This is a genomic window from Arenimonas terrae, assembly GCF_006265115.1.
In the GTDB taxonomy this organism is placed as follows: domain Bacteria; phylum Pseudomonadota; class Gammaproteobacteria; order Xanthomonadales; family Xanthomonadaceae; genus Arenimonas; species Arenimonas terrae.
This window is the reverse complement of sequence record NZ_SMDR01000001.1, coordinates 47,528-63,144: the sequence shown is the minus strand read 5'-3', so window position 1 is coordinate 63,144 and position 15,617 is coordinate 47,528. Positions and strand designations below refer to the sequence as shown.

Sequence of the window (15,617 nt, the reverse complement as noted above, 5' to 3'; positions counted from 1 at the left end):
TGTTCAGTGTTGGGCTTCTTTCTTGCCATGGTCCGTCTCTCCATCGACGCAGGCCACGATGGCCTGGCGCAGCTTGTCCAAAAGGTCCTGGTCGCCGATCGCGCGGTCGTTCTCGTCGGTGAGCAGGAAGAAGTCCTCGACCTTCTCGCCGAAGGTGGCGATGCGGGCGTCGTGCACGCGCAGCCGGTGCTGGCGCAGCACCTGGGCTACGCCGGCCAGCAGGCCCGGCTGGTCGGTGCAGACCAGGCTCATGCGGGTGCGGCTGCCGTCGGCCAGGTGGTCGAAGTCCACGCGCGCCGGCACCCGGAAGTGGCGCAGCTGGCGCGGCGCCGCGCGTTTGGCCGGGCGCACCCGGGCCGGGTCGCGCAGCGCGGCCTGCAGCGCCGACACCACGGCGCCCGGTTCCGGCGCCACGCCCTGGGGCGCGATCAGCTGGAAGGAATCGAGCGCGTGGCCGTCGGCCGAGTTGAGCACGCGCGCTTCCAGCACGTTCAGGCCCAGGCGGTCGAGCGTGGCGACGATGGCGGCGAACAGGCCGTCGCGGTCGGGCGTGCGCACGAACACCTCCAGGCCGCTGTCCTGCAGGTGCGGGCGCACCAGCACCAGGGTTTCGGCGCCGCCGGATTCGGCGATGCCGCGGGTCTGCCAGGCGATCTGCTCGGGCCGGTAGCGCAGGAAGCCGACGTCGGGATAGGCCGCCCAGATGCGTTCGACCTCAGCCTGCTCCAGCCCTTCGCCCAGCAGGCGCTCCATCGCCACCGCGCGGGTCTCGGCCATGATCTCGTTGGCGTGCACGCGGTTCTCGAGCCCGCGCCGCAGCGCGAAGCGCGTGGCCGCGTACAGGTCGGCCAGCAGCCGGTCCTTCCAGGCGTTCCAGAGCTTGGGGCTGGTGCCGGCGATGTCGGCGCAGGTGAGCAGGTACAGGTAGTCCAGGTGTTCGCGGTCGGCGACCTTGCCGGCGAAACGTGCCACCACGTCCGGGTCGGAAATGTCCTGGCGCTGGGCGGTGACCGACATCAGCAGGTGCTGTTCGACCAGCCAGGCCAGCAGGTCGGCGTCGGCTTCCGGCAGCGCGTGCGCGGCGGCGAACTCGCGCGCGTCCACCGCGCCCAGTTCGGAATGGTCGCCGCCGCGGCCCTTGGCGATGTCGTGGAAGAGCCCCGCCAGCAGCAGCAGGTGCGGCTTGCGCAGCCGCGGCAGCACTTCGTGGGCGATGGCGAAACGTTCGTCCACCCGGCGCGCGAAGCCGTCCATGTGCGCCAGCACGGTGAGCGTGTGCTGGTCGACCGTGTAGACGTGGAAGAGGTCGTACTGCATGCGCCCCGACACCTTGCCGAAGGCCGGCAGGTAGCGCGCCAGCACGCCCAGGCGCGCCATGCGCGTGAGCGTGGCGACGGCCTGGCGCGACTGCAGCAGGGCGATGAACTGCTGGCGCACGTCGGCCGGCTGCTCTTCGTAGGGGCGGATGGCATTGAGCGATTCGCCCAGCGCGCGCGCGGTTTCCGAATGCAGGCCGCGTGCGTCCGGGCGCGCGTCCCAGGCGGCGAACAGGGCCAGCATCGGCGCCAGGCCATCGCGCAGCTGCTGCGGCCGGGTCATGGCGAGGTAACCGTGGCGCAGCTCGTAGCCCTCGCCCACCGGCTCGGGCGCTTCCTGGCCCGACAGCTGCTCCTCGAAACGCTGCAGCAGCCGGTCGTTGATCCGCATCACCGTGGCGGCGCTGCGGAAGAAGCCCTGCATCATCTGCTCCACCGCGAGGTTGTCGCGGTGTTCGTCGGTGAGGCCCAGCATCGCCGCCAGGGCTTTCTGGTGATCGAAACCCAGGCGCTCCTCGCGCCGTCCGGCCAGCAGGTGCAGGCCGAAGCGCAGCCGCGCCAGGATGCGCCACTCGCGCTCGAGGCTGGCGCACTCGTCCTCGCCCAGCAGGCCCAGCGGCACCAGGGCGCGCAGGCCGGGCACGCCGTACAGGCGCATGCCCATCCAGGTGACGGTCTGCAGGTCGCGCAGGCCGCCCGGGCCTTCCTTGATGTTGGGTTCGAGATTGTGCGCGGTGTCGTGGAAACGGGCGTGGCGGGCGCGCTGTTCGGCGCGTTTGGCGTCGAAATACTGCGCTGGCGGCCACAGCACGTCCGGCGCCAGCGCCGTGGCCAGGCGCGCGGGCGCGCCGGCGTCGCCGGCCAGCACGCGGCACTCCATCAGCGCGGTGAGCACGGTGATGTCCTCGCGCGCGGCCTCGACGCACTGCGCGGCCGAACGCACCGCCTGGCTGGTGGCCAGGCCGGCGTCCCAGAGCCGCGAGAAGAAGCGGCCGATCGCCGCCTCGTGCGCCTTCTGCGCCTCCGGCTCGCCCAGCACCAGCAGATCGATGTCGGACTGCGGGTAGAGCTCGGCGCGGCCGTAGCCGCCGGTGGCCAGCAGGTCGAGCGGCGCATCGTCGGGCAGGCAACGGCGCCAGGCCGAGACCACGACGGTGTCGGAGGCCTCGTTGCACAGCGACACCAGGCGGTCGATGGCCTCGCCGGCCTCGAAGCGGCGGCGCAGTCCGGTCCGGCGCGCGGCCAGGCCGGCCTTCGCGGCTTCGCGCCAGGCGGCGTCGTCGTGGGCGGCGGCCAGGGCCGCGGACAGCGGGAGTTCGGGCGAGGCAGGGACGGCGCTCATCGGCCGGCCCTGGTCACAGCTCGTTGTCGTCGCCGGGCAGGCGGGTCAGGATCTCGACGCCATCGTCGGTGACCGCCACCGTGTGTTCCCACTGCGCCGACAGCGACTTGTCGCGGGTCACCACCGTCCAGCCGTCATTGAGCAGCTTGGTGTGGCGGCTGCCCTCGTTGATCATCGGCTCGATGGTGAACACCATGCCCTTCTGCAGCACCACGCCGGTCATCGGCTGGCCGTAGTGCAGGACCTGCGGGTCTTCGTGGTAGATGCGGCCGATGCCGTGGCCGCAGTACTCGCGCACCACGCTGAAGCGCTGGCCTTCGGCGAAGGTCTGGATGGCGTGGCCGATGTCGCCCAGGGTGGCGCCGGGCTTGACCACCCGGATGCCGCGGAACATGGCCTCGCGGGTCACCTCGACCAGGCGGCGGGCCTTCACGCTCGGCTCGCCGACGAAGTACATGCGGCTGGTGTCGCCGTGCCAGCCGTCCTTGATCACGGTGACGTCGATGTTGACGATGTCGCCGTCCTTCAGGACCTTGGCCTCGGACGGGATGCCGTGGCAGATGACGTTGTTGACCGAGGTGCAGATCGTGGCCGGGAAGCCCTTGTAGCCGACATTGGCCGGGATGGCCTTCTGCACATCGACGATGTGGTCGTGGCAGATCCGGTCCAGTTCGGCCGTGGTCACCCCCGGCTTCACATGGGGGGCGACGACCTGCAGCACCTCGGCGGCCAGGCGGCCGGCCACGCGCATGCGCTCGATGTCCTCGGCGGTCTTGATGGTGATCCTCATGGGCCGGGATTATCCCTTACTTGCAGGCACTTGGGCCAGCGGGCTATACTCCCGCGGCTCGAAAACCGGCTTGCCCGGCCTCGAACCGCCCACGCCGGGCGTCACCGGCGAATACACACACCAGGCCATCCCCCGTCCCGGGGTGCCCCGGGTCCACGGACCCGAGGTTCGAGACGGCAGCTTGGTGGAGGCCCAACCCCGGAGCTCCGAAGCCGCCAGCGTGCGGCCGGCTCCCTGTTCTTAAGGAAATACCGCAATGACCCAGGTCACCATGCGCCAGATGCTGGAAGCCGGCGTGCACTTCGGCCACCAGACCCGCTACTGGAACCCCAAGATGGGCCCGTACATCTTCGGCGCCCGCGGCAAGATCCACATCATCAACCTCGAGAAGACGCTGCCGCTCTTCACCGACGCGATGAACTTCATCTCGGCGATCGCGCAGAAGCGCGGCACCATCCTGTTCGTCGGCACCAAGCGCTCGGCCCGCGAATCCATCAAGGAAGAGGCGATCCGCTGCAACCAGCCGTACATGAGCATGCGCTGGCTGGGCGGCACCCTGACCAACTTCGCCACCGTGAAGAAGTCGGTCGCCCGCCTGAAGGAGCTCGAGGCCGCCGAGACCGACGGCACCTTCGAGAAGCTGGTCAAGCACGAAGTGCTGACCCTGCGCCGCGAGCGCGACAAGCTGGAAGCCTCGCTGGGCGGCATCAAGGAAATGAACCGCCTCCCGGACGCGCTGTTCGTGATCGACATCGGCCACGAGAACATCGCCGTGCAGGAAGCCAAGAAGCTCGGCATCCCGGTCATCGCCGTGGTCGACACCAACTACGACCCCAACCTGGTGGACTACCCGATCCCGGGCAACGACGACGCCATCCGCGCCGTGCAGCTGTACGTGCGCGCCGCCGCCGACGCCGTGCTGGAAGGCAAGGCCGCCTCGCCGCAGGCCCACGTCGCCGCCGACGATTTCGTCGAGCTCGACGCCGAAGGCAACCCGGTCGCCAAGGAAGACAAGAAGGCCGCCCCGCGTGGCCCGCGCGCCCCGCGCGACGACAAGCGCCCGGCCCGCCGTCCGGCTGGCGACAAGCGCTAAGCCACAACCGCGTCATGCCGCGGCGCCAGGATGCGCCGCGGCCCCTCTTTCGAGTGCACCGGCCTGGCCGATGCGCGCAATCAAATAGTTGGAGATACCCATGGAAATCACGGCTTCCCTTGTGAAGGATCTGCGCGAGCGCACCGGCGCCGGCATGATGGAGTGCAAGAAGGCGCTCACCACCACCGGCGGCGACATCGACGCCGCGGCCGAGTGGCTGCGCAAGTCGGGCCTGGCCAAGGCCGACAAGAAGGCCGACCGCGTGGCCGCAGAAGGCCGCATCGTGTCGGCCGCCAACGGCGGCAAGGCCGTGCTGGTCGAGATCAACTCCGAGACCGACTTCGTGGCCAAGGACGACAACTTCCTGGCCTTCACCAGCGCCGTCGCCCAGGCCGCGCTGGCCTCCGGCGCCGCCGACATCGAGGCCCTGAAGGCCGCGAAGCTGGCCTCCGGCGAGACCGTCGAGGAAGCCCGCGCCGCCGTCATCGCCAAGGTCGGCGAGAAGGTCGACGTGCGTCGCCTGGCCAAGGTCGACACCGCCAACAACGTCGCCGCCTACATCCACGGCGGCCGCATCGGCGTGCTGGTCGAGCTCAAGGGCGGCGACGTCGAGCTGGCCCGCGGCATCGCGATGCATGTCGCCGCCATGAACCCGCCGTACAACAAGGCCGCCGACGTGCCGGCCGAGTTCCTGGCGAAGGAAAAGGAAATCGAGCTGGCCAAGATGTCGGACAAGGACAAGGCCAAGCCGGCCGAGATCCTCGAGAAGATCATCAGCGGCAAGGTCGCCAAGATCGTCAACGAGGTGACGCTGTACGGCCAGCCGTACGTGCTCAACACCGACCAGACGGTCGAGCAGGCCCTGAAGGCCGCCGGCGCCGACGTGGTCGGCTTCCAGCGCCTGGCGGTCGGCGAAGGCATCGAGAAGGTCGTCGAGGACTACGCCGCTGAAGTCGCCAAGGCGATGGCGGTCTGATGGCGGTGGTTGGGCATTCGCCCAACCACCCCCAAGATCCGCTGCGCGTATCTCGGGCCCCGGCTCACCACTCCCGATCCCCGCGCCTTCGGCGCGCCCCCTTATCAAGGGGGCTCTCCTCCAGGCAGGATCAGGAGAACAAAAAACCCCGCATTTTGCGGGGTTTTTTGTTGCCTCCAGACCCCATCAGGTCAGAGGGCATCCTGGACGCGGAGCGTCAGTTCGGCGCGCTCGGCGTCGGTCTTCCGGTCCCAGGTGGGCTGGTACTTGGCCTGGTGCTTGGCCACCTTGTCGTCCTTGCGCAGGTACCAGCGCACCTTCGCGTGCTTCGGATCGGCCGCGTCGGTGTCGCTCAGCCATTCCGGGAAATCCGGATTGGACGTGCTGAAGTCGCCCTGCTCACCCGGACGGATCGGCCGCAGCTGGAAGCCGTTGCCGTAGATGAAGCGCACCAGCACGACGTAGCGCTTGCCGGCCTCGACCTCGGCGTCGAGGAAGTGCACCACGGCCGGCGTGATGTGCGACATGAACCGGTGCTTGCCAGGCGACACGTCGTAGGTCACGCGCTCGCTCTGGCTGAGCACGCCGATCAGCTCGCGCTTCTCGCCGATGATCTCCAGTACGCCGACCGGCAGGCCCGCCCACATGCCGCCACCCGGCTTCACGAAAACGATCTGCGCCTTGTCGGCCGGAACCGGCGGCAGGTCCTGCGGCCACTCGATCGACTGTGCGCCGGCGATGCCGGAAAAAACCGCCAGCAGCAGCGCCAGCGTCCCCTTGAAGATATTCGTCATCCTGCGTCCCTTGAGTGGGGCCGGCGACGCGCCGGCCGGGGCCGATCGTGAAGCAGGCCCTCGCCGGGAGCAAGGGCGGCTCAGCCGCCGCGCTGCTGGAAGTAGACCTCTTCGTAGGGCTGGACGACCACCCAGCCTTCGCCGTGGAACTTGAGCTGGATACTTTCGCCCGAGCCGCGGCCGAACAGCGTGCCGAGCGTGATGTCGGTCGCCACTTCCGGGCGCAGGCCGCCGGACCAGGCCACGGTGGCGTTGGGGTCGGTGAAGATCGGGCCGTCCTTGCGCGAGACCCGCAGCGTCAGCGGCTCGTAGTGCGACGTGATCGCCACCAGGCCGCTGCCGCTCAGGCGCACGTTGAACAGCCCGCCGGACATCATGCCGGCCATGCGCTTCATCATGGTGATCTCGGACTCGATGCCGTCCTCGAAGGCCAGCACGTCGTTGCCGTTGACGAAGATGGTGTCGCCCTGCAAACGCAGCAGCGTGACCTTCTTGCCGGAATCGGCGACGTAGACCCGGCCCTTGCCCTCGGCCTTCATCAGCCGCATGCCCTCGCCGCTCACCGCCTTCTTCAGCAGCGTCGCCAGGCCCTGCTCGGCCAGCCCCTGGCGGGTGAAGCGCACGTCGCCGTGGTAGGCCACCATGGCCCCCGCCTTGGTCCAGACCCGGCCGGCGAGGCGGACCTCGAGCATGCGCGGATTCTCGAGCTCGAAGGCGTCGGGCGAGGCGTCCTTCTGGGCGGATTCGGCGAGGAACTGGTCGAGCGTCTTGATGGCCAAGGGCGGAACTCCGGCGGCGGGAAGTCCGAACACTAGGCCAGGGCCGCGCGCGGCGGCAATATCGCCGGGAACCCGAAGAGGATGCCCGACCATGACCGCACTGACCCGGATCGCTCCCGCCGGCGACATCGCCCTGGCGCCGGCGGTCGCCGCCGACCGCCTGCTCGCCGGCGACCCGCGCCAGGGCGTGGCCAATGCCTATTCCGACGCGTCCGGGCAGTTTCATGCCGGCGTCTGGGCCGCCGAGCCGGCGACCTGGCGGGTGCACTACACCGAACACGAGTACTGCGAGATCCTCGAGGGCCGCATCCGCATGCGCCACGAGGACGGCACCGTCGAAGAAGTCGGCCCCGGCGACCGCTTCGTGGTTCCGGCGGGGTGGATCGGCACCTGGGAGGTGCTCGAACGGGCGCGCAAGGTCTACGTGATCTTCGAGCCGGCGCTGCGCTGAGCGCCGCGCGCGGCGCACGCGCGCCACGGCAGGCGGCCCGATCGGCTAGAATTCCGGCGTTTGCCCGCCTCCGGAGAGCCCCATGAGCGACACCCCCCTGAAGTACCGCCGCGTCCTGCTCAAGCTCTCCGGCGAGGCCCTGATGGGGAACGTGGACTACGGCATCGACCCGGCGGTGATCAAGGCCCTGGCCATCGAGATCGTCGAGGCCCAGCGCGCCGGCGCCGAGATCGGCCTGGTGATCGGCGGCGGCAACATCTTCCGCGGCGCCGGCCTGGCCGCGGCCGGCATGGACCGGGTCACCGGCGACCACATGGGCATGCTGGCCACCGTCATCAACGCCCTGGCCATGGCCGACGCGCTGGAGAAGCAGGGCGGTTTCGCCCGGGTGATGAGCGCGATCAAGATCAACGAGGTCTGCGAGGACTACATTCGCCGCCGCGCCATCCGGCACATGGAGAAGGGCCGCATCGCCCTGTTCGCGGCCGGCACCGGCAATCCCTTCTTCACCACCGACTCGGCCGCGGCCCTGCGCGCCAGCGAGATCGGCGCCGACCTGCTGCTCAAGGCCACCAAGGTGGACGGCATCTACGACGCCGACCCGAAGAAGTTCCCCCATGCCAAGCGTTTCGAGCGCCTGAGCTACGACGAGGTGATCGCCCGCAACCTGCAGGTGATGGACACCGCCGCCTTCGCCCTGTGCCGCGACAACCAGGTGCCGCTGCGCATCTACGACATGATGCAGCCCGGCGCGCTGATGCGGATCCTCAAGGGCGAAGCCCTGGGCACCCTGGTCGCCGCCTGAGCGGCCCTGCCGCCCTGCCCCTATAATGCCCGACTGCCTGGAATCGACGCGGAGCCCGCGATGCTGAACGACATCAAGAAAGACGCCACCACCCGGATGAACAAGAGCGTGGAGGCCTTCCGCCAGGATCTCACCAAGCTGCGCACCGGCCGCGCCACCACCGCCCTGGTCGACCACCTGAAGGTGAACTACTACGGTTCGGACATGCCGCTGACCCAGGTCGCCTCGGTCGCCATCGCCGACGCGCGCTCGCTGACGATCACGCCCTGGGAAAAGGGCATGGTCGCCGCCGTCGAGAAGGCCATCCTGGCCTCGGACCTGGGCCTGACCCCGAACACCGCCGGCACCGTGATCCGCATCAACCTGCCGCCGCTGACCGAGGAGCGCCGCAAGGAGCTCACCAAGCACGTGCACGCCGAGGGCGAGAACGCCAAGATCGCGATCCGCAACGTGCGCCGCGACGCGATCCAGCACGTCAAGGAACTGCTCAAGGACAAGAAGGTGACCGAGGACGACGCCCGCCGCAGCGAGGACGAGATCCAGAAGCTCACCGACAAGCACGTCAAGGACGTGGACGACGTGGTCAAGGCCAAGGAACAGGAACTGATGGCGGTTTGAACCTCGCCGCCGCAATGTCCGCCTCCCCGCCCGCCGCCCGCATCCCGCGCCACCTGGCCATCATCATGGACGGCAACGGCCGCTGGGCAGAACGCCGCCAGCGTCCGCGCACGCTCGGGCACCGCGCCGGGGCCAAGGCGGTGCAGGTCTGCGTCGAGTTCTGCCTGGCCCGCCGCATCGAGGCCCTGACCCTGTTCGCCTTCTCCAGCGAGAACTGGAACCGGCCGCAGGAGGAAGTGGGCGCGCTGATGAAGCTGTTCCTGCGCATGCTCAACCTGGAAGTCGACGAACTCGACCGCCGCGGGGTGCGCCTGGCCTTCATCGGCGACCGCAGCGGCTTTCCCGAGGCGATCCGCCTCAAGATGGCAGAAGCCGAGACCCGGACCGCGCACCACCGCACCCTGGCGCTGACCATCGCCGCCGGTTACGGCGGCCGCTGGGACATCACCCAGGCCTGCCGGCACCTGGCCGCCGAGGCCGCGGCCGGCCGCCTGGACCCTCAGGCCATCGACGACGCCATGGTCGAACGCCAGCTCGGCCTGGCCGGGCTGCCGGCTCCCGACCTGTTCCTGCGCACCGGCGGCGACCTGCGCATCAGCAACTTCCTGCTCTGGCAGCTCGCGTACACCGAACTCTGGTTCACCGAGACGCTGTGGCCGGACCTGGACGAAACGGTGCTGCAGATGGCCATCGACGACTTTGCCGAACGCGAGCGCCGCTTCGGCCTCACCAGCGCCCAGGTCGCCGGGGGCGCCGCATGAGCCGGCGCCAGCGCATCACCACCGCCCTGGTGCTGGCGCCGCTGCCGATCGCCGCGGTGCTGTGGCTGCCCACGCCCTGGCTGGCCGCCGCGGTGGCCATCGTGCTGCTGGCCGGCCTGTGGGAGTGGACCGCCTTCGCCGGCATCGACGAAACCCTGCCGCGCACCCTGTTCCTGACCGCCAACGCCCTGCTGATGGCCGCCCTGGTCTGGGGCGGCGGGCCCAGCCTGTTCACGCTCAAGCTCGCCAGCCTGATCGGCGTGCTGTGGTGGGCCTTCGTGCTGCTGTGGCTGTCGCGGCCGGCCTTCGGCTCTGGCGACACCCAGGCCGCGCGCGGCCTGAAGCTGCTGGCGGCCAGCCTGTGCGTGGTGCCGGCCTGGTGCGCACTGGGCTGGCTGCATGCCGAGGACCCGCTGGGCCCGCGCTGGACCCTATTCGCGATCGCGCTGTGCTGGGCCGCCGACAGCGGCGCCTATTTCGCCGGCTCCAAGTTCGGCAGGCGCAAGCTGGCGCCGGCGATCAGCCCGGGCAAGACCTGGGAAGGCGTCTGGGGCGGCCTGGCCACCGCGGTGCTGCTGGCCGTCATCGCCCTGCCCCTGCTCGGCCTGGGCTGGGGCTCGCTGCCGGCCCTGGTGCTGCTGACCGTAGTCACCGCCGCGATCTCGGTGGTCGGAGACCTGTTCGAGAGCCTGATGAAGCGGCATTCGGGCGTGAAGGACTCCGGCGCGCTGTTCCCCGGCCACGGTGGCCTGATGGACCGGCTCGACAGCCTGCTGGCTGCATTGCCGGTGTTCGTGGTGGGCAAGGCATGGCTGGGCCTCTGAAGACCATCGCCCTGCTGGGTGCGACCGGGTCGATCGGCGGGTCCACGCTCGACGTCGTCGCCCGCCATCCCGACCGCTTCCGCATCGGCGCGCTCAGCGCCCACGGCCGTGTGGACGAACTGCTGGCGCTGTGCGAGCGCTTCCATCCCGATGCCGCCGTGCTGGCCGACCCGGCCGGCCATGCCGCCCTGCGCGACGGCCTGGAGGCCCGCGGCCTGCGCACGCGCGCCCTGTCCGGCCCGGCTGCACTGGACGAGATCGCCGCCGACCCGGCCAACGACACCGTGGTCGCCGCCATCGTCGGTGCCGCCGGCGTCGCCTCCACGCTGGCGGCCGCGCGTGCCGGCAAACGCCTGCTGCTGGCGAACAAGGAATCGGTGGTCGTGGCCGGCCAGCTGCTGATGCAGGCGGTGCGCGAGGGCGGCGCGACCGTGCTGCCGGTGGACAGCGAACACAACGCCATCTACCAGTGCCTGCCCGCCGACGGAGGCCGCCGTGGCGTACGCCGCCTGCTGCTGACCGCCTCCGGCGGGCCCTTCCGCGGCCGCCGCCGCGAGGACCTGGCCGGCATCACGCCCGACCAGGCCTGCGCGCACCCGAACTGGGTAATGGGCCGCAAGATCTCGGTCGATTCGGCCACGCTCATGAACAAGGGCCTGGAGGTGATCGAGGCCTGCCACCTGTTCGGCCTGCCCGCCGAGCGCATCGAAGTGGTGGTGCACCCGCAGAGCGTGGTGCACTCGCTGGTGGACTACGTGGACGGCTCGGTGCTGGCCCAGCTCGGCAACCCGGACATGCGCACCGCCCTGGCCTACGGCCTGGCCTGGCCCGAACGCATCGATTCGGGCGTGCCGCCGCTCGACCTGGCGGCCCTGGCCCGCTTCGATTTCGAGCGCCCCGACCTGGAGACCTTCCCCTGCCTGGCCCTGGCCTATCGCGCCCTGGCGGCCGGCGGCGGCGCCCCGGCGGTGCTCAACGCGGCCAACGAAGTCGCGGTTTCAGCCTTTCTTCAGGGCGAACTGGGTTTCCTAGGCATCCCGGACCTGATCCAGGCCTGCCTCGACGCCCTCCCCGGCGGCCCGGCCGACTCGCTGGAGCAGTTGATGGACACCGACGCCGCGGCCCGGCGCATGGCCCATACCCTGGTCCCGAGGATGCGGCGGCGATGACGGAATTCTTCGGCTCGGTGTGGTGGCTGATCGTCAGCCTCGGCATCCTCGTCACCTTCCACGAGTTCGGCCACTACTGGGTGGCCCGCCGCTGCGGCGTGCGCGTGCTGCGCTTCTCGGTGGGCTTCGGCCGGCCGCTGTGGACCCGGGTGGGCAAGGACGGCACCGAATACGTGGTGGCCATGCTGCCCCTGGGCGGCTACGTGAAGATGCTCGACGAGCGCGAGGTCGAAGTGGCCCCGCACGAGCGCCACGAAAGCTTCAACGCCAAGTCGGTCTACCAGCGCATCGCCATCGTCGCCGCCGGCCCGGCCGCCAACCTGCTGCTGTGCATCGGCCTGCTGTGGCTGATGTTCGTGGTCGGCAAGCCCGACTTCCAGCCCGACATCGGCCGCGCGGAGGGCCTGGCCGCCGAGGCCGGGTTCCAGGCCGGCGACCGCCTGCTCGATGTGGACGGCCGCCCGATCCGGACCTTGACCGAGGCCGGCACGGTGTTCGCCGCCGCGGCGATCGACCGCGAGCCGCTGGCCGTGCGGGTCCGCACCGCCGACGGCGACGAGCGGGTCCGCACCCTGCCGCTGGACCGCCCCGGCCTGGTGCTCGATGAAAAGAGCCCCTTCGCCAGCCTGGGCCTGATGCCGGCGCAGTTCATGTTCCCGCCGGTGGTCGGCGACGTCGCCCCCGGCAGCGCCGCCGAGGGCCGGTTGAGCCCCGGCGACCGCATCCTGGCGATGGACGGACGGGCGATCGGACGCTTCGAAGAGGTCGGGCCGCTGCTTCAGGACCTGGCCCGAAACGGCGAGCCTGTCCGAATCCGGATCGAGCGGGCCGGCGCCACGCGGGAAGTCCTGGTGGACCCGAAACTGGCCGGCGACGGCGACCGCAAGCGCTGGGTCCTGGGCATCCTGCCGGCGGCAGCGACCGCCCAACCTGATGCCTTGCTGCGTTTCGGCCCCCTGCAGGCCATTCCGGCGGCCCTGTCGGAGACCCGCCAGATGACCGGCGACACCCTGGGCATGCTCTGGCGCATGGTCAGCGGCAAGGCCTCGCTGGACAACATCTCGGGCCCGATCACCATCGCCCGGGTGGCCAACGGCAGCGCCGGGCTGGGCCTGGCCTGGTTCCTGAATTTCCTCGCGATCCTGTCGCTCAGCCTCTGCATAATGAACCTTCTGCCCATTCCCGTCTTGGATGGGGGGCACCTGCTGTATTACCTTATCGAGCTGGTCAAAGGCAGCCCGGTCGGCGAGCGTGCGCTCGTGGCGGGCCAGTACGTCGGTCTGGTGCTGCTCGCCGGCCTGATGGGGCTGGCCTTCTACAACGACATCTTCCGGCCCAGCTTCTGACACCCACCCTCTTCGCGGGCGCCCCGGCGTCCGTCACCAACGGATTGATGATGACGCGACCCACTGTTCGCCGCTGCCTCCTGAGCCTCGCCCTCGCCGCCGCCCTGGCCGGCCCGGCCCAGGCCCAGAATTACGAGCCCTTCACCGTCGCCGACATCCGCGTCGAGGGCCTGCAGCGCATCTCCGCCGGCACCGTTTTCACCTACCTGCCGGTGGAAAAGGGCGACACGCTCGACCGCAGCCGCTCGTCCGAGGCGATCCGCGCCCTGTTCAAGACCGGCTTCTTCAGCGACGTGCGCTTCGAGCGCCAGGGCGAGATCCTGGTGGTGACGGTGACCGAACGCCCCGCCATCAACACCATCACCCTGACCGGCAACAAGGACATCGAGACCGAGGACCTGCTCAACGGCCTCAAGGGCATCGGTCTGACCCAGGGCGAGACCTTCAATCCTCTGAACCTGGACCGCGTCACCCAGGAGCTGATCCGCCAGTACAACAACCGCGGCAAGTACAACGTCTCGATCACGCCGACGGTGACCAACCTCGACCGCAACCGCGTCGACATCACCATCGCGATCGCCGAGGGCAAGGCGGCCCGCATCCGCGACATCAACCTGGTCGGCAACACCACCTATGTCGAGGACGACATCCGCCGCAGCTGGGAATCGAATACCAGCAACTGGCTGTCCTGGTACAAGCGCGACGACCAGTATTCGCGCGAGAAGCTCTCGGGCGACCTCGAGAAGCTGACCAACTACTACCTCGACCGCGGCTACGTCGACTTCAACGTCGAATCCACCCAGGTGGCGATCAGTCCGGACAAGCGCGACATCTTCGTCACCGCCAACATCGCCGAGGGCGAGGTCTACACGATCTCCTCGGTGAAGGTGTCGGGCGACACCGTGCTCCCGCAGGAAGACGTCGAGAAGCTGGTGCTGGTCAAGGAAGGCGACACCTTCTCGCGCGGCATGATCGAGCTGACCTCCGACACCATCATCGCCACGCTCGGCAACATCGGCTACGCGTTCGCGCAGGTGAACCCGGTGCCGGAGATCGACCGCGAGAAGCGCACCGTCGGCCTGAACTTCTTCGTCGACCCGGGCCCGCGCGTGCAGGTCCGCCGCATCAGCTTCAAGGGCAACACCAGCACCGCCGACGAGGTGATGCGCCGCGAGATGCGCCAGTTCGAAGGCGCGTGGTTCTCGCAGGCCGCGGTGGACCGCTCCAAGATCCGCCTGCAGCGCCTGGGTTACTTCGACACCGTCGAGATCGAGACGCCGGAAGTGGCGGGCCAGCCCGACCAGGTCGACGTCGTGGTCAACGTCAAGGAGCGCAACTCCGGCCAGTTCACCTTCGGCCTGGGCTACCAGCAGAGCTACGGCCTGATCACCAGCGTGCAGCTGAGCCAGTCCAACTTCCTGGGCACCGGCAACCGCTTCAACCTGGCGGTGCAGAACAACAGCTACTCCAAGCAGTTCTCGTTCGGCATGACCGACCCGTACTGGACCGACAACGGCGTCAGCCTGGGCTTCAACATCAGCTACACCGACTTCGACTACTCGGACCGCGACGCCAACCTGGCGCAGTTCGACAACGCGGTGTCGTCGGGCGAGATCCTGCTCGGCATCCCGCTGACCGAGACCGACAGCATCAGCATGTCGCTGGGCATCGACCGCAACCAGATCACCACCGACGACTTCAACACCCCGCCGCTGCTGATCGACTACCTGGTCGATGCGCTCGGCGACCGCGCGCGCTTCCCGCAGTACCACGTCGACAACGACCGCGACGAAGACACGCCGATCGAGGACGACGACGGCACGCCCGGCACCGACCCGCTGACCCTGGGCCCGTACCGCAAGTGGAACGTCAACGCCTGGCGCCTGCAGGCCGGCTGGCAGCGCGACTCGCGCAACGACTTCCTGATGCCGACCCGCGGCCTGTACCACCGCATCGGCGCCGAGATCGTGCTGCCGGGCAGCGACCTCGAGTACTACCGGGTCAACTACAACTTCGAGCATTACTGGCTGATCCGCCCGTGGCTGGGCCTGAAGTCGGCGGCCGAACTCGGCTACGGCGACGCCTACGGCGTCACCAAGGACCAGACCTGCCGCGTGTACGACGACTTCGGCGCCATCGTGCCCGGCCAGAGCACGGACTGCGGCCTGCCCTTCTTCCGCAACTACTACGTCGGCGGCCCGAACTCGGTGCGCGGCTTCGAGTCCAACTCGATCGGTCCGTTCTACCGCTACTCCGACGACTTCCGCCAGCCGATCGGCGGTTCGTTCAAGACCGTGGGCACCTTCGAGCTGTACTTCCCGACGCTGTTCGACAGCCGCGGCACGCGCCTGTCGGCCTTCTTCGACTACGGCAACGTCTACCGCTCGGTGGACTCGTGGGAAGCCAAGACGCTGCGCCTGTCGGCCGGCATGTCGCTGCAGTGGCAGTCGCCGATGGGTCCGATCTCGATCAGCTACGCCATCCCGCTGCAGTACGAGCGTCATGACCAGATCGAGCGCCTGCAGTTCACCTTCGGCGGCACGTTCTAAGGCG

At 69.4% G+C, this 15,617-nt stretch carries 14 protein-coding genes; 10 read left to right on the top strand and 4 right to left on the bottom strand.

What is annotated here, in order from left to right; genetic code table 11:
* Window positions 1–3: 3 nt before the first annotated feature.
* Window positions 4–2,658, bottom strand: coding sequence for a [protein-PII] uridylyltransferase (gene glnD, locus E1B00_RS00280; RefSeq protein ID WP_139444675.1), 2,655 nt, complete (start codon window positions 2,656–2,658; stop codon window positions 4–6).
* A gap of 13 nt (window positions 2,659–2,671) precedes the next feature.
* Window positions 2,672–3,448 carry a type I methionyl aminopeptidase gene (map, locus tag E1B00_RS00275; protein ID WP_139444674.1) on the bottom strand — a complete coding sequence of 259 codons (777 nt, stop codon included), beginning with the start codon at window positions 3,446–3,448 and terminating at the stop codon, window positions 2,672–2,674.
* A 256-nt stretch (window positions 3,449–3,704) separates the two neighbouring features.
* Between map and rpsB the strand changes: the two genes are divergently transcribed.
* Window positions 3,705–4,541, top strand: coding sequence for a 30S ribosomal protein S2 (gene rpsB / locus E1B00_RS00270; RefSeq protein ID WP_139444673.1), 837 nt, complete (start codon window positions 3,705–3,707; stop codon window positions 4,539–4,541).
* 100 nt (window positions 4,542–4,641) lie between these two features.
* The gene (gene tsf, locus E1B00_RS00265; protein WP_139444672.1) at window positions 4,642–5,517 is read left to right on the top strand and encodes a translation elongation factor Ts; all 876 of its coding nucleotides are present in this window, start codon (window positions 4,642–4,644) and stop codon (window positions 5,515–5,517) included.
* A gap of 191 nt (window positions 5,518–5,708) precedes the next feature.
* Here the strand turns inward: tsf and E1B00_RS00260 are convergent, their stop codons facing one another.
* Together E1B00_RS00260 and E1B00_RS00255 are read right to left on the bottom strand one after the other, a co-directional pair.
* Window positions 5,709–6,311, bottom strand: coding sequence for a hypothetical protein (locus tag E1B00_RS00260; RefSeq protein ID WP_139444671.1), 603 nt, complete (start codon window positions 6,309–6,311; stop codon window positions 5,709–5,711).
* Between the two features lie 80 nt (window positions 6,312–6,391).
* Window positions 6,392–7,090 carry an AIM24 family protein gene (locus E1B00_RS00255; protein WP_176693069.1) on the bottom strand — a complete coding sequence of 233 codons (699 nt, stop codon included), beginning with the start codon at window positions 7,088–7,090 and terminating at the stop codon, window positions 6,392–6,394.
* Window positions 7,091–7,181: 91 nt separating this feature from the next.
* On the opposite strand from E1B00_RS00255, the gene E1B00_RS00250 reads away from it, so the two are divergent.
* The 8 genes from E1B00_RS00250 (at window position 7,182) to bamA (ending at window position 15,613) form a co-directional block, all read left to right on the top strand.
* Window positions 7,182–7,541 (top strand): cupin domain-containing protein, encoded by a 360-nt coding sequence (locus E1B00_RS00250; protein WP_139444669.1) that lies wholly within the window; start codon window positions 7,182–7,184, stop codon window positions 7,539–7,541.
* Between the two features lie 82 nt (window positions 7,542–7,623).
* A complete protein-coding gene (pyrH, locus tag E1B00_RS00245; RefSeq protein WP_139444668.1) occupies window positions 7,624–8,346 on the top strand; it encodes a UMP kinase in 723 nt (240 codons plus the stop codon).
* 60 nt (window positions 8,347–8,406) lie between these two features.
* A complete protein-coding gene (gene frr / locus E1B00_RS00240) occupies window positions 8,407–8,964 on the top strand; it encodes a ribosome recycling factor (protein ID WP_139444667.1) in 558 nt (185 codons plus the stop codon).
* A gap of 14 nt (window positions 8,965–8,978) precedes the next feature.
* Window positions 8,979–9,725, top strand: a complete 747-nt coding sequence (uppS, locus tag E1B00_RS00235) for a polyprenyl diphosphate synthase (RefSeq protein ID WP_139444666.1) — start codon at window positions 8,979–8,981, stop codon at window positions 9,723–9,725.
* Complete coding sequence (locus tag E1B00_RS00230; protein WP_139444665.1) at window positions 9,722–10,549, top strand: phosphatidate cytidylyltransferase; 828 nt, start codon at window positions 9,722–9,724, stop codon at window positions 10,547–10,549. The genes uppS and E1B00_RS00230 overlap by 4 nt, the downstream gene beginning before the upstream one ends.
* Window positions 10,534–11,718 carry a 1-deoxy-D-xylulose-5-phosphate reductoisomerase gene (locus E1B00_RS00225; protein ID WP_139444664.1) on the top strand — a complete coding sequence of 395 codons (1,185 nt, stop codon included), beginning with the start codon at window positions 10,534–10,536 and terminating at the stop codon, window positions 11,716–11,718. Before E1B00_RS00230 ends, E1B00_RS00225 begins: the two co-directional genes overlap by 16 nt.
* Window positions 11,715–13,064, top strand: coding sequence for an RIP metalloprotease RseP (gene rseP, locus E1B00_RS00220; protein ID WP_139444663.1), 1,350 nt, complete (start codon window positions 11,715–11,717; stop codon window positions 13,062–13,064). The genes E1B00_RS00225 and rseP overlap by 4 nt, the downstream gene beginning before the upstream one ends.
* Window positions 13,065–13,114: 50 nt before the next feature.
* On the top strand, window positions 13,115–15,613 hold the full coding sequence (gene bamA, locus E1B00_RS00215; protein WP_139444662.1) for an outer membrane protein assembly factor BamA: 2,499 nt from the start codon (window positions 13,115–13,117) through the stop codon (window positions 15,611–15,613).
* Window positions 15,614–15,617 lie beyond the last annotated feature (4 nt).